The 20351-nt window shown below is 44.0% G+C and carries 20 protein-coding genes; 11 read left to right on the forward strand and 9 right to left on the reverse strand.

Annotated elements, in window-relative coordinates:
- Positions 1-72: 72 nt before the first annotated feature.
- The 5 genes from QWZ13_RS19065 to QWZ13_RS19085 all read left to right on the forward strand — a co-directional run bounded on the left by QWZ13_RS19065 (position 73) and on the right by QWZ13_RS19085 (position 4945).
- Positions 73-390 carry a YciI family protein gene (locus QWZ13_RS19065; protein WP_290283170.1) on the forward strand — a complete coding sequence of 106 codons (318 nt, stop codon included), beginning with the start codon at positions 73-75 and terminating at the stop codon, positions 388-390.
- 212 nt (positions 391-602) lie between these two features.
- Positions 603-740 (forward strand): hypothetical protein, encoded by a 138-nt coding sequence (locus QWZ13_RS19070; RefSeq protein WP_290283171.1) that lies wholly within the window; start codon positions 603-605, stop codon positions 738-740.
- A 56-nt stretch (positions 741-796) separates the two neighbouring features.
- A complete protein-coding gene (locus tag QWZ13_RS19075; protein WP_290283172.1) occupies positions 797-3595 on the forward strand; it encodes a PAS domain-containing sensor histidine kinase in 2799 nt (932 codons plus the stop codon).
- Positions 3582-4040: a response regulator gene (locus QWZ13_RS19080; RefSeq protein WP_290283173.1), complete on the forward strand. Its 459-nt coding sequence runs from the start codon at positions 3582-3584 to the stop codon at positions 4038-4040. The genes QWZ13_RS19075 and QWZ13_RS19080 overlap by 14 nt, the downstream gene beginning before the upstream one ends.
- The gene (locus QWZ13_RS19085) at positions 4037-4945 is read left to right on the forward strand and encodes a GGDEF domain-containing response regulator (protein WP_290283174.1); all 909 of its coding nucleotides are present in this window, start codon (positions 4037-4039) and stop codon (positions 4943-4945) included. The genes QWZ13_RS19080 and QWZ13_RS19085 overlap by 4 nt, the downstream gene beginning before the upstream one ends.
- 224 nt (positions 4946-5169) lie before the next feature.
- On the opposite strand, the gene QWZ13_RS19090 is transcribed toward QWZ13_RS19085, so the two are convergent.
- Positions 5170-8439, reverse strand: a complete 3270-nt coding sequence (locus tag QWZ13_RS19090) for a S8 family serine peptidase (RefSeq protein ID WP_290283175.1) — start codon at positions 8437-8439, stop codon at positions 5170-5172.
- A 105-nt stretch (positions 8440-8544) separates the two neighbouring features.
- Positions 8545-8691 (reverse strand): hypothetical protein, encoded by a 147-nt coding sequence (locus QWZ13_RS19095; RefSeq protein ID WP_290283176.1) that lies wholly within the window; start codon positions 8689-8691, stop codon positions 8545-8547.
- Positions 8692-9011: 320 nt separating this feature from the next.
- Here QWZ13_RS19095 and QWZ13_RS19100 point away from each other — a divergent pair, with 320 nt between their 5' ends.
- Complete coding sequence (locus tag QWZ13_RS19100; protein WP_353959031.1) at positions 9012-9464, forward strand: TrmH family RNA methyltransferase; 453 nt, start codon at positions 9012-9014, stop codon at positions 9462-9464.
- Here QWZ13_RS19100 and QWZ13_RS19105 read toward each other — a convergent pair.
- Together QWZ13_RS19105 and QWZ13_RS19110 are read right to left on the reverse strand one after the other, a co-directional pair.
- Entirely contained in the window at positions 9448-9669 is a 222-nt protein-coding gene (locus tag QWZ13_RS19105) for a cysteine-rich CWC family protein (protein WP_290283177.1), read from the reverse strand. The genes QWZ13_RS19100 and QWZ13_RS19105 overlap by 17 nt on opposite strands.
- The gene (locus QWZ13_RS19110) at positions 9659-10432 is read right to left on the reverse strand and encodes a 16S rRNA pseudouridine(516) synthase (RefSeq protein ID WP_290283178.1); all 774 of its coding nucleotides are present in this window, start codon (positions 10430-10432) and stop codon (positions 9659-9661) included. The genes QWZ13_RS19105 and QWZ13_RS19110 overlap by 11 nt, the downstream gene beginning before the upstream one ends.
- Between QWZ13_RS19110 and QWZ13_RS19115 the strand changes: the two genes are divergently transcribed.
- Positions 10413-11222, forward strand: a complete 810-nt coding sequence (locus QWZ13_RS19115; protein ID WP_290283179.1) for a MerR family transcriptional regulator — start codon at positions 10413-10415, stop codon at positions 11220-11222. The two genes, QWZ13_RS19110 and QWZ13_RS19115, sit on opposite strands and share 20 nt — an antisense overlap.
- Before the next feature lie 10 nt (positions 11223-11232).
- Here QWZ13_RS19115 and QWZ13_RS19120 read toward each other — a convergent pair whose 3' ends face one another.
- On the reverse strand, positions 11233-11946 hold the full coding sequence (locus QWZ13_RS19120) for an aspartate/glutamate racemase family protein (RefSeq protein ID WP_353959004.1): 714 nt from the start codon (positions 11944-11946) through the stop codon (positions 11233-11235).
- Positions 11947-12051: 105 nt separating this feature from the next.
- On the opposite strand from QWZ13_RS19120, the gene QWZ13_RS19125 reads away from it, so the two are divergent.
- A complete protein-coding gene (locus QWZ13_RS19125; RefSeq protein ID WP_290283180.1) occupies positions 12052-12552 on the forward strand; it encodes a hypothetical protein in 501 nt (166 codons plus the stop codon).
- Positions 12553-12573: 21 nt separating this feature from the next.
- Here the strand turns inward: QWZ13_RS19125 and QWZ13_RS19130 are convergent, their stop codons facing one another.
- Positions 12574-13335, reverse strand: a complete 762-nt coding sequence (locus QWZ13_RS19130) for an adenine nucleotide alpha hydrolase (RefSeq protein ID WP_290283181.1) — start codon at positions 13333-13335, stop codon at positions 12574-12576.
- A 46-nt stretch (positions 13336-13381) separates the two neighbouring features.
- A complete protein-coding gene (locus QWZ13_RS19135) occupies positions 13382-13522 on the reverse strand; it encodes a hypothetical protein (RefSeq protein ID WP_290283182.1) in 141 nt (46 codons plus the stop codon).
- 40 nt (positions 13523-13562) lie between these two features.
- On the opposite strand from QWZ13_RS19135, the gene QWZ13_RS19140 reads away from it, so the two are divergent.
- From QWZ13_RS19140 to QWZ13_RS19150, 3 genes are all read left to right on the forward strand, one after another.
- Positions 13563-16031 carry a hypothetical protein gene (locus QWZ13_RS19140; RefSeq protein ID WP_290283183.1) on the forward strand — a complete coding sequence of 823 codons (2469 nt, stop codon included), beginning with the start codon at positions 13563-13565 and terminating at the stop codon, positions 16029-16031.
- 144 nt (positions 16032-16175) lie between these two features.
- Positions 16176-17393 (forward strand): DEAD/DEAH box helicase, encoded by a 1218-nt coding sequence (locus QWZ13_RS19145; protein WP_290283184.1) that lies wholly within the window; start codon positions 16176-16178, stop codon positions 17391-17393.
- A 16-nt stretch (positions 17394-17409) separates the two neighbouring features.
- Complete coding sequence (locus QWZ13_RS19150; protein ID WP_290283186.1) at positions 17410-17724, forward strand: flagellar basal body P-ring protein FlgI; 315 nt, start codon at positions 17410-17412, stop codon at positions 17722-17724.
- 15 nt (positions 17725-17739) lie between these two features.
- Here the strand turns inward: QWZ13_RS19150 and QWZ13_RS19155 are convergent, their stop codons facing one another.
- Positions 17740-18996: an ATP-binding protein gene (locus tag QWZ13_RS19155; RefSeq protein ID WP_290283187.1), complete on the reverse strand. Its 1257-nt coding sequence runs from the start codon at positions 18994-18996 to the stop codon at positions 17740-17742.
- A complete protein-coding gene (locus tag QWZ13_RS19160) occupies positions 18941-20296 on the reverse strand; it encodes a sensor histidine kinase (protein ID WP_290283188.1) in 1356 nt (451 codons plus the stop codon). Before QWZ13_RS19160 ends, QWZ13_RS19155 begins: the two co-directional genes overlap by 56 nt.
- Positions 20297-20351 lie beyond the last annotated feature (55 nt).

Consider the following 20351-nt stretch of genomic DNA (forward strand, 5'->3'; position numbering starts at 1 on the left):
CCTTTTGGTAATTTGGCTTGTCGATTGAGGTTAACCGATTCCTACTAAAAACAAAATCTCAAGGAGATAGCTATGTCACAATATGTAATGGTTTATATCGGTGGCGATACCCCGAAAACACCTGAGGAAGGCAAAAAGCACTTTGCCGACTATATGCAGTGGATTCAATCGCTCGGCGATGCCGCTGTAAGCCCGATGAACCCTCTCAAAGGAACGGTAACAGTCAACCCAGATGGCAGTGTTTCGCAAGGCGGATCTTCTCAAATGTCTGGTTACACCATTGTAGAAGCCGAATCGATGGAAGCGGCTTTAGAGATGGCAAAAACGTGCCCATTTTTGACAATCAACGGCCAACTTGAAGTGTCTGAACGAATAGAAATGCCAAGCTAGCTCACACCAATGACCGGCCGCGTGCACATCTCAAATGAAAGACCGTTACTCACAGAAACTGTGGATAACTCTTGGGATAAACATTTGAGAAGTCACGCTGAGCCCCGAATTTAAAGGGATCTATAAACTTGAGTCAAAAACACTCAGATCCATTCTATTTCTGAAAAGCTCAATAAAATCAACACTTTAATTTAATTAATCGGCTTTATTAGTTGAATATCGGGGTTGACAATACGCTTTTGCTTTCCAGTTCATCGAAGGTGGATAAGTGTATCCGTCTTTACAATCGATCGACTCATCAGCCTAAAAAATACACGATAGTGATGCATTTTTCACAATTGACGCTATAGTATTTTCATTAGTGAACAAAATAATAATAAACCCTAAGCATTAAGTAGATGGATCTATGGTGATCGTAATCGCTTTACTTGTATTATTCAGTGCAGTAGCCGCGGTATTTGGCTGGCTACTTGCTGTGCCTGCGCTCTTCCAATTAACGCCCACAATTGCGCCCATGCAATTTAATTCGGCGTTAGGGTTGGCCTTAAGTGCTTTAGCCCTTCTCCTTTATGAAAAGCAGTACCATCGAACCGCTTTAGCAATGTGCTCCGTACCTGTCGTTATCGGTTTGCTCACATTACTTGAATACATTTTTCAGACTAACTTACGCATTGACGAGTTGTTCATATCATCTGAAATCATGGTGGGCACCTCACACCCAGGGCGAATGGGGCCTAACAGCGCGTTAAGCTTTATTGTTTTAGGGTTGGCCATCGTAGGTCTGAACCATTGTAAGCATCACGTCGCCAGCCAATTTATAGCACTAGCGCTAGTACTAACACTGTTGGCATTGTCTATTGAACCATTAATTGGTTACCTACTGGGCGTGGAAGCGGCCTATGGTTGGGGTCAGTTTACTCAAATAGCACCACAAACATCCTTCAGCTTCCTATTGTTATCGTTAGCCTTAGCTTATCAAGGTACGGCTCAATACGAAGGTCGCAAATATTTATTCTTTACTCTGTTTTTGTTTTTTTCCGTATTCGCACTAGACATGATAATGCCACTGGGCGTTGCCGTTGGCGTTTCTTATGTGCCGTTGGTGTTAAGCTGTTTATGGTTTAAACAAAAATCAGCACCTTGGTTGAGTGCGATACTGGCCTCGATTTTAATAATTTTAGGGTACTTTGTTTCACCGCCGCCTATTTCTACGCTTGAATACGCCCTCATCAATCGAATGCTCTCTATTATCGCCGTTTGGGTGATTGCAGCCTCGGTTTTCCTATTTTTAAAGAAAGAACGAGAATCTGTAGAAATTAAAGAGCACCTCGAAATGGCGTTAGAAGGGGCGGCTTTAAGTCCATGGAAATGGGATCTAGTGAGTGATGAGATAACATTTTCCAACACTCTGATAACCATGCTGGGCTATAACGTCCATTCATTTCCTAGCAAAGAGGCCGAGTGGTATAACCTTATCCACCCAGGCGATCGCGATGCCACCAAAGCGGTCATTACGGACTGCTTAACAGGTGACAAATCGACCTTTGAATTAGAGTTTCGTGTGCAACACAAGCAAGGGCAATGGCTAACGCTTCGTTCCTTAGGCAAAGTTTCAAAGCGATCTGTTATTGGTCAGCCCCTGCAAGTATCGGGCATCCATGAAAACATCACCGAACGCATTCAAAAAGATGAACAATTGCGTCTACTTGAAGCGGCCATTAATAATTCCAAAGATGCGCTACTAATAACCAATGCAAACATTGAAGACCCTTCGATTGTTTTTGCCAGCGCGTCTAATATAGCGTTGTCGGGTTATCAACCTGAAGAGCTGCTAGGAAAAAACCCCAATATTTTACAAGACCGTCAGTGCTCTATGGGCGAGCAACTGGAGCAACGCCAGCGCATTAAAGAGGCTTTAGCAAACAACAAAGTATTCACGGGTGAAATGATCAATGTAACAAAAGATGGTCGTGAATATTGGGTTCGACTGACAATTTTCCCTGTACAAAATACCGATGGCGTAACGACGCACTTTGGGTCGTTGGGCAGTGATATTTCAGCCGAGCGCCAAGTACAACAACTGTTAAAATTAGAACAAGAACAATTTCAAACCGCAATGGAATCATCACCCATCGGCATTGCATTAGTCTCACTTGAAGGCGAGTGGATTAGAGTGAACCGGGCGATGTGCGAACTGCTTGAATACCCAGAAGCGGAACTCATCACCCGTAACTTTAAAGAGCTCACGCACCCAGACGATATTGAGCTGGATTTGCCCTATATAGAGCCCATGTTTAACGGTGAAATCAACAGTTATGAAATAGAAAAAAGGTACAAAGCAAAATCGGGAAGAATATTCTGGGCGCTGCTGACCGTATCTTTAATCCGAGATAAAAACAATAACCCAATGCATTTTATTTCCCAAGTTCAAGACATTAACGAGAGAAAGGTTCAAGAGGCACAGGTGTCGCAATATTTAGAGGCGTTGGAAATCAGTAATCAAGAATTAGACGACTTTGCCTATATTGCCTCACATGATCTAAAGGAACCATTAAGAGGCATTAACAACCATGCTCATTCACTGCTAAAACTGTACCACGATAAATTCGATGAAAGAGGACAACGAAAGCTAAACCGAATGGCCGTTCTGGCCGAAAAAATGGAGCAACTCATCAGCGATTTACTCTATTTTTCTCGCATTGGACGGGCAGAAGACGCCAAAGAAACATTCTCGGTCGAAGAACTGATCAATAGTGAAGTTCAATTGCTAGGGAAACTAATCAGTGAATCAAATGGACGTGTAGAAATAAGCGCTCCGCTACCGGAGTTATACGCCAATCGTTTTAAAGTTTCGATAATCTTCCGAAATTTAATTTCAAACGCCTTAAAATATAACGACAACGAGCAAAAACTGATAAACATCCGTTTTGATAAGCACTTTAAACACGATACTAAAACGCTTAATAATGTATTTCATGTGCAAGACAATGGCATTGGCATTGACCCTATGTTCCATGACAATATTTTTAGAATGTTTAAAAGACTGAACAGTGAAAAAAGCTATGGTTCGGGCACAGGTGCCGGTTTAGCCTTTGTAGCAAAGATTATTAAACAAGTAGGCGGACAGATCTGGGTTGATTCTGAACTTGGAAAAGGGTCGACCTTCCATTTCACGTTAGAAGGAGTTACTCATGAGCCGAATTAAGGCGAATCAACTAATATTGGTCGTTGAAGACAGTGAGGATGACTATGAAGTCATGATGGACGCTTTTGAACTTTCCGATAGCTTACGCAACCCAATTTATCGTTGCGAAGATGGTCAATCGGCGTTGAATTACCTTCAACAGAAACCGCCGTTTAATGACGAAGAAAAATACCCACCACCGGCCATTATTTTGCTAGATCTGAATATGCCAGGGATCGACGGCCGCCAAGTGCTTAAAACCGTCAAGGCAGACGAAACTTTACGAAAAATCCCAGTAATAGTACTGACCACCTCAAACGATGAACGCGACATTGAAGACTGTTACGAACTCGGTGCCAACAGCTACATTAAAAAGCCAGTCGATTTAGATAATTTCTTAGACGCGATCAAGCAGCTTAGAGAATATTGGTTTGAAGTTTCTATTTTGCCAAAAGGTGATCTATGAAAGAAAAGAAGCGCGTGCTCATCGTTGACGACATTGAAGACGATGTTGAATACTGCATTGAATCTCTTGCCAATGATCCCCAACACGAGTGGGAAGCATTATCCACCGATAATGGAAAGGATGCCCTTAATATTATTCGAGTAAATCGCTTTGATTGCATGCTCCTAGATTATTCCTTGCCGGCGTTAAATGGCATAGAAGTGCTGCAGCAATTAAGGGAAAATAATATTGAATTGCCCGTCATTATGTTAACCGGTCAAGGTAGCGAGCGCATTGCCGTAGAATCAATGAAATACGGCGCCCAAGACTATCTAACTAAAGATGAAATAAAATACCCCAATATTGTCAATGTGATGCTTCAGGGTATCGAAAGAAAAAAGCGCGAACTCACCATTTTCCAACGGGCTAACTATGATCACTTAACTGGACTGGCAGGGAGAGCCCTATATCAAGATCGTATCAATAGTGCGATCGAAAGATGCTTGCGATTGGATAGCCATTTTATGTTGATCTTTCTGGATCTGGATAAGTTTAAAGGTGTCAATGATGTGCACGGCCACAAAGCAGGAGATCTTATGCTCAAAGAAGTGGCCGTTCGGTTGGAGTCTTGCGTCAGAAAAAGTGATACTGTGGCTCGATTGGGCGGTGATGAGTACGCCATCATCGTGGAAAACATTGACAGCAAGAATTCCCGATCGATTGAAAAGTTGCTTACAAAAATACATTCGGCCATTACCTCGCAACCCATCTATTACAAAAACGTATCGCTCGATTTCAATGCCAGTATTGGTGCAGCGATTTACCCCGATTCAGCCAAAACTTGCGACGAATTAGAAGCGCTGGCCGATAAAGCCATGTACAAGAGCAAGCAAGACTGCGAGAAAAAGTTCAATTATATTCGTTAGCGATATAACCATGGGCTACACTTTTTTAATGCCTGTGCAGCGTCCTTCGAAGCAAGGTTAGAAGCTTCTTTTATTTTGAATGCGTATTTTTTTAAGATCATCAATCGTTTATTTTAGCGACTTTCACCTAGTTTAGTATTCAGAAATCATAGAAAATTATTTTTATTCACCAAAAAAAAGGGCTCCTAAAATAGGAGCCCTTTTATACAGTTATTTTATGAGCGTTATTGTCTCACTAAATCAACTTGTACTGTACCAAGGTTACCAGCGTTCGCTGCATCAGTCCCCACAGAGAAAGATCCATAGAAGCGATCTCCAGATACAGAACCCGGTAGGTTGAAGTTCAAGGTAGCATCGAACGGTACACCACCGGCTTGTACGGTTGGCATATCAACTGACAGATTCATTTCATCTCCAGTAACCACGGCCGCATGCACTGTGTAGTCTTGTGCATCTACGTGACCAGGCTCCCAGTTTTGAACCACAATCCACATTTGACCAGCAGGCGGGTTAGCGATGTTAACGTATTCGAATGATCCGCCAGCAGCACTGTAACCAGCTAGTGTGCCAAAGCCAGGAGTAGAACCAATACCAACAAATAGATCTAAATCGCCAGACATTGATTCGGTGATTTCAGCAACAAATCGAGTTGCTCCAGCCGGTACATCGACGATGAATACTTCTTGGCCATTAACAGCAGGATCGAACCCACCATCGAACGGATCTCCATTTGACGGATCAGAAACCACAGCACCGGTATAAGCTTCAGACTTCGCTAGGCCTGTAATTTCAACCATTGCGTTAGTAATCTCTACCGCCTTCAAGCCTGGTAATACAACCGAATCGGTTTCGAATGCCGCTGTAACATCAACCGAACCAGGTAGGTTAGATAATGCCGACAATGCAGCTACTGGGAAGTGGGCATCTGGAACGTGACGAGTCTTCGACTTAATCACAACCTGATCAAACAACCAATCACCAATACTTGTGCGAGAGGCATCCGCTGTAAAGGTAAGCGTTTGGCTTTCACCTGGCGCTAAACGGAAGTGCTTCGGAGCAACAGAAACGTGATCAGTCGATTGAGACTTCCAACGTGTTGATTTATCCGACACGTTAGTCACCGTACGAGTCCAAGTACAGCTAACCACACACGCGTCTTCGCCCAAGCCAGTTAGGTTCAACTCAGAAGGCTTACCACCAATGAACGGATCTTTAGCTAAGAAGTTATCCAGTGTCTCATCAAGAACCAACGCTGCGTTTGCAGCCGCAACTAGATCGATACGACCAGCACCCATATCAAATGGATCGGCTTGCGTTACACCATCTTCTTTTACATGGTTTAGATTCGCCGTCGTCATCATCGCCGATTGAATCTGCATGGGTGTCCAATCTGGGTGAAGCGCGGTTAACAACGCACCTGCGCCTGCAATATGCGGGCTAGACATCGATGTACCTTGAATGATGTTGTAGTCTTGCTCTGCTTCGCTGTAACCTTCATGGAAAGCGGCAAAGATAGCACGACCCGGAGCGGTAATGTTTGGCTTAACAATAGATGGCACGCTTGGGTTAACGCCACGTGAACTGAAGTAAGCCATTACATCGGCATATTCAGACGCTAATACAGCTTCGGTGCCTGTAATAGTTCCGACATGTCCTGAACCAGTTTTTAACCATTCGCGAATAGTCGTGAAATCGGTGAAGGTAATTTGAGTTGCTGGCACGGTGTGCGCATCTGTTTCAAAGTAACCAGAACCGTCTGGCGTACGAGGAGGTCGAGCAACAATAACTGCAGAGCCACCATTGGCCGCTACATTCGTACCTTTAGCGACACGAGCAATAGCACCCAATTCACACAGTACAATTTCACCTTCAAACTTGCTGGTGAATTGACCTTCTAAACATAGTGGGTTGCCGTAATCGGCTGCATCAACAATAGCCGCTGGTCCAAAGCCTGGAGCGATCGATTGACCGATCATTTCTGGCAATGAATCACCTTGGTCATTGGTTAGACCTGTCACTGAATTCTTATACAGGTAATCATGTGAGCTTGCGGCTACCGTTGTAATCCACGGTGCATCGCCTGGGCTACCTACTGTCGCAAATTCAGGACCAGAGTTACCAGCAGAGGTTGCAACAAAGATACCGGCATCCATTGCGGCTAAGAAAGACAATGAATCGTTATCGGCCCACGGGTCAGAAGAACCGCCACCAATTGAGTAGTTAATAACATCAACGCCATCTAAAATAGCTTGGTTGATGGCAAACAAAATAGCACTCAAGTAACAGCCTGCATCACCACAAACGGTATACGCAATCACGTTAGAACGTGGCGAAACACCCGAAATGGTTTTGCTGATTTCAAAGCCTGTCGGCGCTGATACCGTTGCGTTGTAAACCAAGTTACCAGCCGAAGTACCGGCCGTGTGAGAGCCGTGACCGTCTTGATCTCGCGGGCTACCTTCGTTAATGAACGGTACACCCCACGCCCCAATTAACTTGTCGTTACATGGGAAGGTTGCATCGTAGACTTCACTGGCAGGATCACACACACCAAAGTACTGGCCTTTTGGGTTAGAGTGACGATAACCATCGCCCGCAACTTCAGCAAATGAATCTGAAATTGGGTTAATACCTGTATCGATCACACCGACCACAACGCCTTCGCCACGGGTCGGCTCTAAGCCGGCTGTGCCGTGCCAAATTTGTGGAGCACCAATCCACTGGAAGCCGCCTTCATAAAAGCAGCCAGCCATACCGAAAGAAGCGGCAATGGCAACAAAGGTAGCCGACTTACGGCCAACCCAGCCACGACGCCAAGCAAATACAGTTAGGCCAAACATGAGCACCAAAGTAAAGGCCGTAATGGCCCATACTGAAGCATTCGCATTGTCTACTGGTACCGCATAGCCGGTGAGAGACTCTGTGCTTTCTAACTGGAATAGCTGATCTTTTTGAACTTTACGAACACCCTGAATAGAGGCAGCTTTTTGCGCTTCGGCTTCAGTAAGCTCAATAATAAGTACGTTAGAAGCTAATTGAAGCTGCTCAAGCGGAGTCACCATACGGCCCACTTGTGTAGACAGTTGCGCTAAGAACTTGTCTTGAGTGGTTTCTAAGTAATTCGCATAGTTTTGAACATGCGGCGCATTGACTTCTAGCTTCGATTTACCTTCCGTACTGGTGGCCTCATAGCCATTGATACCACCACGGTAACGAGCCACGGATGGATCTCTTAATGAAATAATGTATCGCTCTGTTGGCTCTGCAACAGCAAACGACATCATGCGGCTTTGAACACCAAAGGCTTTAAAGCCTGTGCTTGGCGTCTGCTTGATGGTTTTTTCAATAACGGGTCGTTCAGTTTTAACCGCGCCTGTTGTTACACTTGATTGTGCAAAGGCTTGGCTAGATATAATGGCTGTACCAAGAGTCACCGCAAGAACGGCCGACTTTAAACCAGTACGAACAACATTATGAGCTCTAGACTGACTCATATTCACTTCCTTCTTTTGAGGTTGCCCCCTTCAATGCACAGTAATCCCATTTATTACGGGCGCAAAAAACCCACCGCCTACACTGTGTAAGGTTAAGGGTAATCATTACTTGCTATGTGATGAGGCTTTATTATTAAGTTGACTCAGCCAAAGCTCACTGGGTAAGTGAACCACTGACTGGACTGTTGGGACTGGAATATGTTGAATGAATACAATACCTTTTAAGTAACTATTCAGCGTATCCGAAAACACCCATAGTACGAGTAAGAAGATTGAATCTTCAATCAGCTAAGTTACGGTGTTTACAGATAACCGACAAGCAAACAGTGTAAAAAAAATTTGTTTTTTGTGAACTGCGTCAAAAATATCAACGCAATATTTCACCTAGCGCAACAAAAGGATCAATTCAGCAATCATCATTGCAAAATATAAACCTTCTCAACTGTGCCTAAGGTTGGCATTATTCACTTTTATTCAATAGAGCCTATCCCTTGTCAAAATCTAACGCGTCTTACAATTCGTATATCGGCATAGCCTTAACAAACCCCAAAAGCCCAACCAACGTCGGCGCGGTGTTACGAGCCGCGGGTTGCTTTAATGCCAATCAGGTTCTCTACACGGGTAATCGGTTTGATATTGCCAAAAAGTTTCAAACCGACACCAAGCAAGCCAATCATAGTATTGGGCTTACAAAGGTTGAGTGTTTTGATGGTGAAAAGCCGACACAGGCAAAGTTAGTATGCGTTGATCTTGTTGAAGGTGCGATTCCACTGATGGATTTTGAACACCCTGAGCAGGCACTCTATGTATTTGGCCCTGAAGATGGCTCTATAAACCAAGAAACCATTTCTAAAGCGGATGCCGTTGTGTATATCCCAACCACTGGCTGTTTAAATTTGGCCGCATCTGTCAACGTGCTTTTGTACGACCGACTGGCTAAAAGCACGCACATAGACCGAAGCAACGAATTAATCATTCGCTCTAGAGACAGAAACAACCAAACACGCGTTACAGACTCTGAATAAAGCGCTCAGGGCTTTCTTGGTATTTGCTTAGGCATACAGAGCATATGCAGTGTTTATTTATTTGCTGTGGCGGCACAAGCGCGACAAGTTCGTTGGGAATACTTACGTTAAAGCACCAACAAGGTTCTTTGCTTTGTGCAGAACAGCTATTGTCTTGCTGGCAAAAAGGGCAAGTGTTTTCAGGCTTATTTACGCTATCTGTCAAATGAAATTTCCTTCGAGGTTAGAGGCCTAAATTGGCCCGCTGGTAACTGATCATCTAAGACAATTGGCCCAATCTGAGTGCGATGAATCGACATTACCGGGTTCCGAAATCGCCCAAACATGCGCTTTATTTGGTGATATCGGCCTTCAGTTAACTTAACTTGGGCTTGGCAAAGCGCTAAACGGGTTAGCTTGGCGGGGCGGGTGACGATGCCTTCATAATCGAAATACAACCCTTGAGCAAAGGCGTCAACGCATTCATCGCTGATAGGATCCCTTACGGTAACTAGGTAGGTTTTTTCACAACCATATTGAGCGCCGCTTAATTGCTCGCTCCAGCGTGCATCATTGCTCAGGATTAACAATCCGGTGGAGTTTTTATCGAGCCGCCCAGCAATGTGTAACGCTTGGGCATTGGTTGGATCAATACTGTCCATGACCGTTGTTTGGTTATTGTCTTTTGTAGCGCTCAATACACCCGCGGGTTTATTGAACATAATATAAGTACGCTCTAACCCTACTTTTTGTTGCTCGGCACAGATGACCGTTGAGAATTGATCGACTATCTGTTGAGGGTCGTTTACCACTTTGCCATCAACGCTGACTTGTTGAGCGGCCAACAATTGCTGGGCTTGTCGCTTGCTCATTTGAAAATGGTGACACAAAAAACGATCCAACCTGAAGCGTTTAGATTTCATATATTTGCCATGCCCTGTTGACTCGCCCCTTACGTCAGGGTTTAGGATGCTTTCATTATATCGCAACAGGGTTAAAGAGGCACTTTCAACTATGCAAACGCAACCCCCCAAAACGATAGGTGAGGCTGCAAAGTTTTGCCACGTCAGTGTTAAAACACTGCGCCACTACGATGCCATTGGGCTATTAAAGCCCAGTGTTAGATCGCAGGCAAATTACAGACTTTACACTCAATCCGATCTCGAGAAACTGCATAGCATTTTGGTGTATCGAGCCTTGGGTTTAAGTTTAAAACAAGTCAGTGAAATCTTGGCGGCCGATGGTTTGTCTAAGATTGCACTACTTCAGCAGCAATACAGCGATTTAGAGCAACACATCGACCGACTCACGCACATAAAGTCGACCGTTAAAGAGATGATCCAAAAGGAGACGACCCCAATGAAAAACAAACAGTTTGATGCCTTTAAAGGTTTTGATCCCGATCTGTATGAAGCAGAGACAAGAGAGAAATGGGGTCACACTGAGGCTTACAAAGAATCTAAAAAAAGAACACAGCACTACAGCAAGGACGATTGGGAGCAATACAATAAAAAAGTAGATGCATTAAACCAAACATTGGCCGAGCATTTAAAGCAAGGCTTGCCGAGTGATGACTCGCAGGTTATTGAGACAGCCGAAAATATGCGGCTGTTAATAGATCAATGGTTTTACCCTTGCTCAAAAGAAATGCACGCCAATCTTGGGCAAATGTATACCATGGATGAGCGCTTTACGGCGTACTATGAAAGCATTCACCCTGGTTTAGCCAATTACTTAATGCATGCGACCCAAGCCAATCTTCAACACTCGCCCGAGTAGTCTTTATACACTAGGGTGCCAATGCAAACTCTACGGCCATTTGCGCATGAATGGCTGTAGTATCATAAAGTTTTACGGGTGTATGGCTTTGGTTGACCAGCATGGCTATTTCTGTGCAGCCTTCTATAACGCATTGTGCACCTTGATCGGCCAACGCTTGAATAATTCGTATATATTGCTCGCGAGATTGATCATTTATTTGCCCTAAGCAGAGCTCTTCATAGATTACTTTATGCACCAACTCGCGATCGGTTTTATTGGGTGTTATCACCGTTAATCCGTATTTTTCTTTTAACCGACCGATATAAAAATCATCTTCCATTGAAAACTTGGTGCCTAAAAAGCCAACTGTAGTATGACCATCGTTAATAATGGCCTGCGCAGTGGCATCGGCTAAATGCAGTAGTGGGATACCGACCGCAGCGTCGACCTCTGGAGCCACTTTGTGCATCGTGTTTGTGCAAATCAAAATAAAATCGGCCCCTGCCCTTTCGATATTTTTAGCACTTTCGACCAACACATCAGCGGTACCTTGCCAGTTATTTTGATGTTGCATTTCCATCACTGGGTGAAAATCTAAGCTGTCTAATACTAATCGAGCACTGTGGTGCCCGCCTAAGGCTTGCTTGGTCAACTCGTTTATTTGCCGGTAATACAATTCAGTGGATTCCCAACTCATGCCACCGATTAAGCCAATTTTTTTCATCACAAAGCATCCTTTCATCTCAAAGCGCTAAGATAACCCATGCGGATTTTATTTAGCAATTCATTTTGATTCTAATAATAGTTTCGCTATGATGAATTAATCCCCATTCTCAAAAGGTTCTTTATGACTCCCCTTAGAAACATCACTCGCATCATTGCGGTTAGTGCCTTCATAGCATTATTGGCTGGTTGCGCGTCTATTCCACCGGTCTCTAACGAAACGGGTATGCTACTGATCCCAATACACTATCAAAAAGAGGTTCCCGGAAAGCCGTTTATTAAGTATCGCGTCGTATTTAGTGATGGGACCGTGACTTATTTGCACGCGGATAAAAGCTATGGTCTTGTCAAAAACCTAGCGCCTGGTCACTACAAGGTTGATTACATGGAAGCCATGTATATTCAAAGCGGTCGACTCACGGAAGACTATACAACAAACTTGTCCTTTACTATTGAACCGGGAAAAATTACTACCTCTGATAACTGGTTAAGAGTTCGGTTATATAAAAAGCCAAACGCCTATTATCAACAAGGTTACTTTGAACGCATGACCCAAACTGAAAAGCAATCGAAAATGAAAGAGTTTTCAGCGAACAATGACCTTTCTGGCTGGGTGCTCCAATAAATAATAAATGGCTAATCTTGCTTAAGAATCGTTGAGATTAGCCAAGCTGACATCAGCAAAAACAAAGCCATCACGTTCGACTACGTCACCAACCTCAACCTCAATAGTTTGTTGAAACATAGGTCCTTGATAGACAAAGGTATGAAATTCACCGTTCTCTCCACATGGGTCTACACCATTGGGTAAGTCAGCTATGAATTGATGATTGTACTCTCGCCCTACAAAGCGTTTATCTAACACTTTAGGGTCAATACAGGTCACAATCGCTTTTACACCGCCTTGAATCATCTCGTTCGCCAATTCAGAGGTATCTTTTTGCCACAAGGGAAAAACAGGGTTAATGCCCGTGTTTTTTAAATTATCAATCCGATACTGCCGAACATCTTCTAAAAATAAATCACCAAAGCATAAATACTCAACGCCTTTTTCAACTAACGCATCGTTTGCTTTTTGCATAATCTCTAGGTATTGCTCGTTATTGCATGGGTAAGGAATTTCTAACAGTTGAAGCGGCAAATTCAACGCAGCAGCTTGACGTTGTAACAGATCAATACGAACGGCATGCATGGCTGTGCGCTTAAACTGAGCATTCACCGTACATAAAATGCCTTTTATCGACACACTTGAATCTTGTTGCAACTGGTAGGTTGCCCATGCCGAATCTTTACCGGTACTCCATGAAATGTACGTAGGCTTTTGCATGATGAAGTTTCCTTTAGTTTTTTTGCCTAGCTGGTCTAGTTTATCTACTAGAGATTCGAATTGAATAGCATAAAAGCCCAATGCCAGATAATCGACACTGTTTCGCCTAAGTGGCGATTATTTAACGTCAATTTAAGATAATACGCCAACATATCAACACCATAAAGCCACCATGGTATAAATTTTTTGACCTACCTTTAAAGACGGAGGCTCCACTAAGCAAATGCCTAACAAGTTTTACCTCTATAGGGGTGTAGGCGTTTAACACATGAGCCGATTTTAAAAATGGTATTAAAAAGGCTAAGCCTATGAAACTTGTAAAAACGTTAGGAATGATTTCTTCTGCTTCAATTTTAGTTGCTTGTGGCGGCGGTAGCGGAAGCGGGGGCGATGTCAGCGATGTCGTCTCTATTGCATTAACTGGCAGCGCCGCGCTGCCGAATCAAATGGCTTTGGTGACGCCATCTGATGACAGTGAACGATCGCTGCAGCGATCTTTAGCGCAGCGTGAAGTTTATAATACGTCGAATTATGCAGGTAGCAGCGACTACGCTAAATCACATCAAAACCTTTACGTTTGGCTCGATGCCGTTGAACCCATTTCATTTATTGATGATTTCTTATGTTTTACTGGGCAAACAAAACCCTTAGCTATGTTGGGCGAGGGTGACTATGTTGCTTGGGCCGATGCTGGCCGTTGCTTTGATGAAAACGATGGCTCCGATCAGCAGCAAGGCAGTGGTAGCTCAGATCAGGTGCCTAGCTACGTTACCATCGTCGCAAATTCTAGCCAAAATAGCGCAACGGATCCTTTAGTACTCAACGCTTGGATAGAAGATTACAGCGGCCAGTCAGGGGAAGGTGAAGGCGGAGGCCCCGATGCTATTAAACTTTTAGGTACCGTTTCTAAGACACCAACCGATGACAATCCGTTTGGTGTGTTTTCATTGACCTATGGTTTGCTTCCAAGCTTAAACAGTACTCAATCAGACAGTACGGGTTATGGCGAAGTGACTTCATCTGAAACCAGCGATGGTGGCGCGTCTTTTACGCTTTATCAATTAGATACCCAACAACAGCAAAGCCAAAGTATTGAATGTACAACCACCGCGTCTGTTGATTACAACGATGCTACCGAAGAAGGCTTAGCTCGAACTGCTCGTCAATGCTATATCGAAAATACCAACACGTTAGTTGCTGATCGCAGCGGTGCGTTTGCGCTAGCGGTCAATGATACTTATGTTCATATGGCAAAGGCTTCGACCACGGCGGGCTTATCGTCGCCGGATGAAGAAACTTGCTTGTTACGAAACGAATTTAACGAAGTGGCTTGGAACTACGGTTTGTTCAACAAAACCAGCGGTGCGGAAGTCGCCATTAATTCAGGCATGCAACTCAAAGTAGACGCCGATGGCGATGGTTCAGGTAACGATGCAAACGGTTTTGAATCTTGGGGGCATATTGGCTATCACGGCAGCTGGCGTGAAGATGGCCAAGCGTTTGCGAACAATGAAAACGTACAACGCGCAACTTGGGATGGCAGCACAGGCGAGCAGTACACGGTGAAAGTTGCTCCGGGTCGCTTAGTGAAAAACACGGTAGAGTCTGTAAATTTATCGGCTTTAGCAGGAGTCTCTTTTAATACGCATATTTATGAAGGCGATACTCACTTGCTTGCATCTGCTACAGACTTTAATGGCGATTCTGACACAACCGACAGTCTAGAACTTGTCATTGAGGTAAACGGAGCTAGTAATGGATTTGAAGTCGTTGGCATTCAAGATGGCTGGGGAGATAGCGGCCCTCAGATTACCAATGTTAGCCCTGCGGTTGCAATCAACTTAAATGCAGATCGTATGCTGTATCTTTGGTCTAACCAGTTAGGCGGCAACGTTAAATACAAATCTAACTCTACCTCATTAAAACTGTTTGCTCGCTCTTACGTAAACGGCAGTGAAACAGGGTCTGGTGAATTATTTGACAGCACAGCCTCAGCTGATTTGGTGTGTGTAGAGCGCTGCTTAAAAGCGGATGTGTCTAAGGCCGATTTAGCGGGTGATTGGGACGCCGTTTTTGATACAGATGCACAAACCGTTGTTAATTATGATTTCACGCAAAGTGGCTTAACCTTAGTATCAAATGGTGGCACGAACGCCATTGGTTATGCTTCGGATGTGACTTCTTCAGACGTTCAAAGCAGCCAAAATTGGCAGTGGGGCTTAGAGACAGGACCGATGGTACCTGCAGGCTCAATAAACACTGCATCCGATTTTTACGCTGGTTTAGAAAATGGGGACATAACCGAATTCTACCACTGGGAAACTGGCATGAATGCTTGGCAACAGCAAGTTGTACTCGTTGACCAAAACAGCGAAGCGGTTGCTTTTGACCAACCAATTGCGTTCAAATACACCCACGAACAAGCCAACGATCGTAACAATAGCTCTGCGCACAACGGCGCCGTATTCTTCCTAGAGTATGGTGGCAAGGGTCAACTTCATGGCTTACCGTGGGAGGGCTCAGAAAATGGCTGGAACCCTATCTTAAGCCTTGCTGATGGCACAATCATGGGCGGCAATGACCAATACGTTATTAAAGCGTTGGATGTAGAGCAGAAGATGGCCACCACGGCGTTGTCGAATTGTTCTGCACTGCCTTTGACTGAACCGTCACAAGCGGTACCTACTAGCATTGCCCAAGCCGTCTTTAACATTGGCGCTATGCCGAATGTTGGTGATCAACCACCGGCAGTGATCGACGGAGAAGTTGTCGAATAACCCGAAAACTACTTTTTAATAAAGCCAGCGCCGCTTGAGAAAGCCGCGCTGGCTTTTTTTTGTTTTGGTTCTCACTTTAGAATCAGGTTCGATTCAGGCTCGAATCTGCTAAACTACCGTGGATTATTCTAATAGGTTGTATTCATGACATTTGCTTCATTTGGCTTAGCACCTGCACTGTTAAAAGCAGTTGAGGCTAAGGGCTACCAACAGCCAACGCCCATTCAATCGGCTGCCATTCCTGAGATTTTAAACAAACACGATGTGATGGCCGGAGCACAAACAGGTACCGGTAAAACGGCCGCCTTCGCCCTGCCCATTTTACATCGGCTGCACGAGACCAACAGCGACCAGCCCTTGGTTAAAGCCTTGGTGCTTGCGCCCACTCGCGAGCTGGCTCAACAAGTGAGCCAAAGCTTTTCATTTTATGGCCAACATACCCATCATAAAGTAGTTATGGCTTATGGTGGCGTTAGTATCAACAATCAGTTAAGCGCCCTCGAACAAGGCGTCGATATACTTGTAGCCACGCCTGGGCGATTGTTAGATTTGCTTTCTCGAAAGGCCGTAGATTTATCGGCGCTTGAATTTTTAGTGTTAGATGAAGCCGACCGGATGCTCGACATGGGTTTTATAGACGATATAAAACGCATCTTAAAATCAGTACCCAGCACCCGACAAACTCTCCTATTTTCGGCCACCTTTGATGATGCGATCTTTAAATTAAGCCAAGGGTTACTGCAAGACCCAAAACTCATTGAAGTGGACCAGCGAAATGCCGCAGCGAGCCAAGTAGAGCAAATAGCCTACGAAGTTGATAAACATAAAAAGCGTGAAATAACCTCTTACTTAATTGGTTCCAACAACTGGCAACAAGTTTTAATTTTTACACGCACGAAAGTAGGTGCCGATACGCTAGCGAAAGAAATGTGCAAAGACGGTTTAAAAACCCAATCTATACACGGAGATAAATCCCAAGGGGCTCGTGAACGCGCCTTAGCCGATTTTAAAAATGGCAGCATCCGTGCGCTGGTTGCAACTGATGTCGCCAGCCGAGGTTTAGATATTGCTCAACTTAAATATGTTATTAACTACGAGTTGCCTCACAATGCTGAAGACTATATTCATCGAATCGGTCGCACGGGTCGTGCCGGCGAAACAGGTAAAGCGATTACCTTGTTAAGTGCCGATGAAAAATGGTTGCTCGATGAAGTTCATAAAATTTTAGATACTCGATTACTTCAGCAATGGCTACCCGGGTACGAGCCAGATTTAGATCAAAACTTTTCGCCCGAAAAGCCCAAAAAATCTAAACGCGGCAATAGCGGAAGCCATCGAAAATCAAGAAGACCACGTCGATAAGGCACTTGGAGGCCATATGAAAACCATCTTTCTCATTTTATTAATATCCTTGAGCATGGCTGCGCATGCCGAACCGCTGGGTAACTTAGCCTCAGTTGAAGATGGTTTAGACTCAACAAACCTTGATAATGTTTCTGATGATTATATAAGGCTGACGTTAAATGTGGCCTCTTACCAAACCGCAAGCGCTATAAAAAATGCGGTTGAATCCTGGTTAGGTCCCGACATGGTGATAGTAGAAAGCGCTTCCTTGTTAAAAATTCAAGCACCGAGAGACAGTACTGCGAGAGTAGAATTTTTGAGTGCGTTATTGAACTTGGATATTCAATAACGCTATAAAGATGCTTTATTCTTGCGCGCTGCTGAGTTCTTCTTCAGTTTGCTCAGGCTGCTCTTTGGGTAGACTGATTATAAAAGTAGTGCCTTCGCCTTCGACACTGTCAACTTCAACATTACCATTGTGACGCTCAATAATCGATTGAGTAATGGCTAAACCAATACCCGTTCCTTTTCCAATGCCCTTGGTGGTGAAGAAAGGGTCAAAAATTTTACGTTTCACTTCTTCGCTCATCCCCTTACCATTATCCGAAATAGAGACAACGATGTTGTCAGCATCGGCGGTAGTCTTAACGCCTATACGACCAAACTCCTCAATGGCATGGCAAGCATTGACGATTATGTTCACAAACACTTGCCCTAACTGCGAAGCAATACATTCCACGGTTGCATCGTTGGCCAAATCAAATTCGACTTCGGCCTTATATTTAATCTCATTGCGCAGTAAATTCACTGACGACTCAAGAAGGTGGTTAATATCGGAATGTTCAAACTTAACTTCACCGATATGAGAATACTCTTTTAAATCTTTCACGATATCACGAACCCGTACAAGGCCATCTTTTGATTCGCCGGTTATTTCTTCTAAGCTTTCCATATACATTGGGATTTTGGTTTTCGCCGACCAAGTAGCATATAGAAGTGTGCCTGCACCTGTTGGGTCTTGTTCACAGTGTTCCTTTAATGCCTCTAATTCTTCATTTATTTTACCCACGTAACGACCAATGAGATTCATATTGGAAGAAACAAAGCCAATGGGATTGTTTATTTCATGCGCCACGCCGGCGGCCAGTTGACCTAGCGCCGCCAACTTCTCTGATTGGATTAACTGATCTTGGGTTGCATTAATTTGCTCCGTTTGCTCCCTTAACCTCAATTGGATAGCGATTCGATTCAGCAAAATTTCAGGGTGAATCGGTTTGGTTACAAAATCTGTCGCGCCGCAACTGAGCAATTCAGACTCGACCGAGCGTTCGCTGTCAGCGGTTAATATCATCACAGGAATATTCTTAGCCTTAAAATACTCAACCACATCTCGGCCTGTGGTGTCTTTCATGTGTAAATCGGATAAAACCATATCCCAACGAGTGCCAGCTTGGTAGGCATTGAACAGCTCTTCGCCCGAACTGAACAGTTCTGAGTCATAGGTTTCAGAAACCACTTTTTGAATAATCAAACGACTGGATTTTTGATCATCAACAATTGCGACTCTATTCATTGACAACCACCTCCTTTGGAAAAAGCATCGTAAACTCAGTACTTTCATTCAAGACACTTTTTGCTTTCACCGCACCATTCACCATTTTCAATAAATTCTCACTTAAGGCTAACCCTAACCCGACTCCTTCACCCACTGGCTTAGTGGTGAAAAACGCATTAAATATATTAGGTAAGTCTTCTTCAGTAATGCCGACGCCGTTATCTAACACGCTGACACCAAAATTTAATTCGTCTTTAAAATAGTACACACTGATTTTAGGGTTTGCTTTGTCTTTAACGGCGTATACGGCATTTCTGACGATATTATCAAGAGCTAGGGTAAACACCTGCAAAGGTAAGCAAACCGAAATTGGTTCATCGGGTAATATTAAATCAACGTACTCAGAGCCTTCTTCCAAACTCATGATGTAAAATTCAATAGAGCTTTTCACATCAAATACTTGCGGTTCTTCATCGGCCAGTTTATTCAATGGTTGTAAGAGCGACACGATATCTGAGACTCGATCCAAGCCTTCAACAGATTCATCGATGACTTGATCGACTTCTTTCAACATTTGACTGGGCTTATTCAAACTATCTAAATTTAACGCTTCAATAGACTCTAAAACTTTAGAGCTTACTTTGCCGATGTAGGATAAATTACTTTTTATGAAACTAATGGGGTTATTAATTTCATGAGCAACACCCGCGGTAAAATGGCTCAAGGCGTTAGCTTTCTCAGTATCGACCAATTCACTTTGGGTACTCGACAAGCTATCGATGGTCGCCTGAAGCTCGCTGGTTTTTTCATAAATTTGTTGTTCGAGCGTGTCGGTCAGCTCATGCAATTCCATTTCCGTTCGTTTACGGATGTACCACTGCCCAAAAATGGTGCCGAAAACCGCTATGACATCCTTTAGGTGCGCGGTCATGGGTGCTCCTTTAATAAGGTTATCACACGCAAACCAGCCAATCGGTTTTTCACCATGCCAGATAGAGACAATTGCGTTCCAACCGGTTCCCACTTCTTTGTCGTAACTTGTGAGGGGTATGTTTTCTTTTACAATTAATGCACCTTTTTGTTCAAGCGAGTCTTTCATCCAGTGATTATCGTAAAGCGACATTTCTAAATCATGCTCGTCTTTAATTTGCCCGTTTTTGTCTGTTCCCCAGGTCCCTTTCACCTTTGTTTGATCATCGGACAGCAAAAGTATGCCTGCCCGATCAATACATAAGACATTTAAGGATATTTGCACCGCTTCATGGCAAATGTCGTCTAAATTTTTACAGTGTGCGAAAGCATGTTCAGCTTCCGATAATAACCAATGTAGATCTACAGATGGCTGTTCGGATGAGTTCAGTTGCATTGTTTCTCCACGCTCAAACGGGCCTAAATTCGGCCGCCCTACTTAAGACTTTAGC

The sequence above is a fragment of the Reinekea marina genome, from assembly GCF_030409715.1.
In the GTDB taxonomy this organism is placed as follows: Bacteria; Pseudomonadota; Gammaproteobacteria; order Pseudomonadales; family Natronospirillaceae; genus Reinekea; species Reinekea marina.

Coding starts and splice junctions, on each gene's coding strand:
- QWZ13_RS19065 (WP_290283170.1), top strand. CDS start 73: ATGTCACAATATGTAATGGTTTATATCGGTGGCGATACCCCGAAAACA.
- QWZ13_RS19075 (WP_290283172.1), top strand. CDS start 797: ATGGTGATCGTAATCGCTTTACTTGTATTATTCAGTGCAGTAGCCGCG.
- QWZ13_RS19080 (WP_290283173.1), top strand. CDS start 3,582: ATGAGCCGAATTAAGGCGAATCAACTAATATTGGTCGTTGAAGACAGT.
- QWZ13_RS19085 (WP_290283174.1), top strand. CDS start 4,037: ATGAAAGAAAAGAAGCGCGTGCTCATCGTTGACGACATTGAAGACGAT.
- QWZ13_RS19090 (WP_290283175.1), bottom strand. CDS start 8,439: ATGAGTCAGTCTAGAGCTCATAATGTTGTTCGTACTGGTTTAAAGTCG.
- QWZ13_RS19115 (WP_290283179.1), top strand. CDS start 10,413: ATGCTTTCATTATATCGCAACAGGGTTAAAGAGGCACTTTCAACTATG.
- QWZ13_RS19120 (WP_353959004.1), bottom strand. CDS start 11,946: ATGAAAGGATGCTTTGTGATGAAAAAAATTGGCTTAATCGGTGGCATG.
- QWZ13_RS19125 (WP_290283180.1), top strand. CDS start 12,052: ATGACTCCCCTTAGAAACATCACTCGCATCATTGCGGTTAGTGCCTTC.
- QWZ13_RS19140 (WP_290283183.1), top strand. CDS start 13,563: ATGAAACTTGTAAAAACGTTAGGAATGATTTCTTCTGCTTCAATTTTA.
- QWZ13_RS19145 (WP_290283184.1), top strand. CDS start 16,176: ATGACATTTGCTTCATTTGGCTTAGCACCTGCACTGTTAAAAGCAGTT.
- QWZ13_RS19150 (WP_290283186.1), top strand. CDS start 17,410: ATGAAAACCATCTTTCTCATTTTATTAATATCCTTGAGCATGGCTGCG.
- QWZ13_RS19155 (WP_290283187.1), bottom strand. CDS start 18,996: ATGAAAGTACTGAGTTTACGATGCTTTTTCCAAAGGAGGTGGTTGTCA.
- QWZ13_RS19160 (WP_290283188.1), bottom strand. CDS start 20,296: ATGCAACTGAACTCATCCGAACAGCCATCTGTAGATCTACATTGGTTA.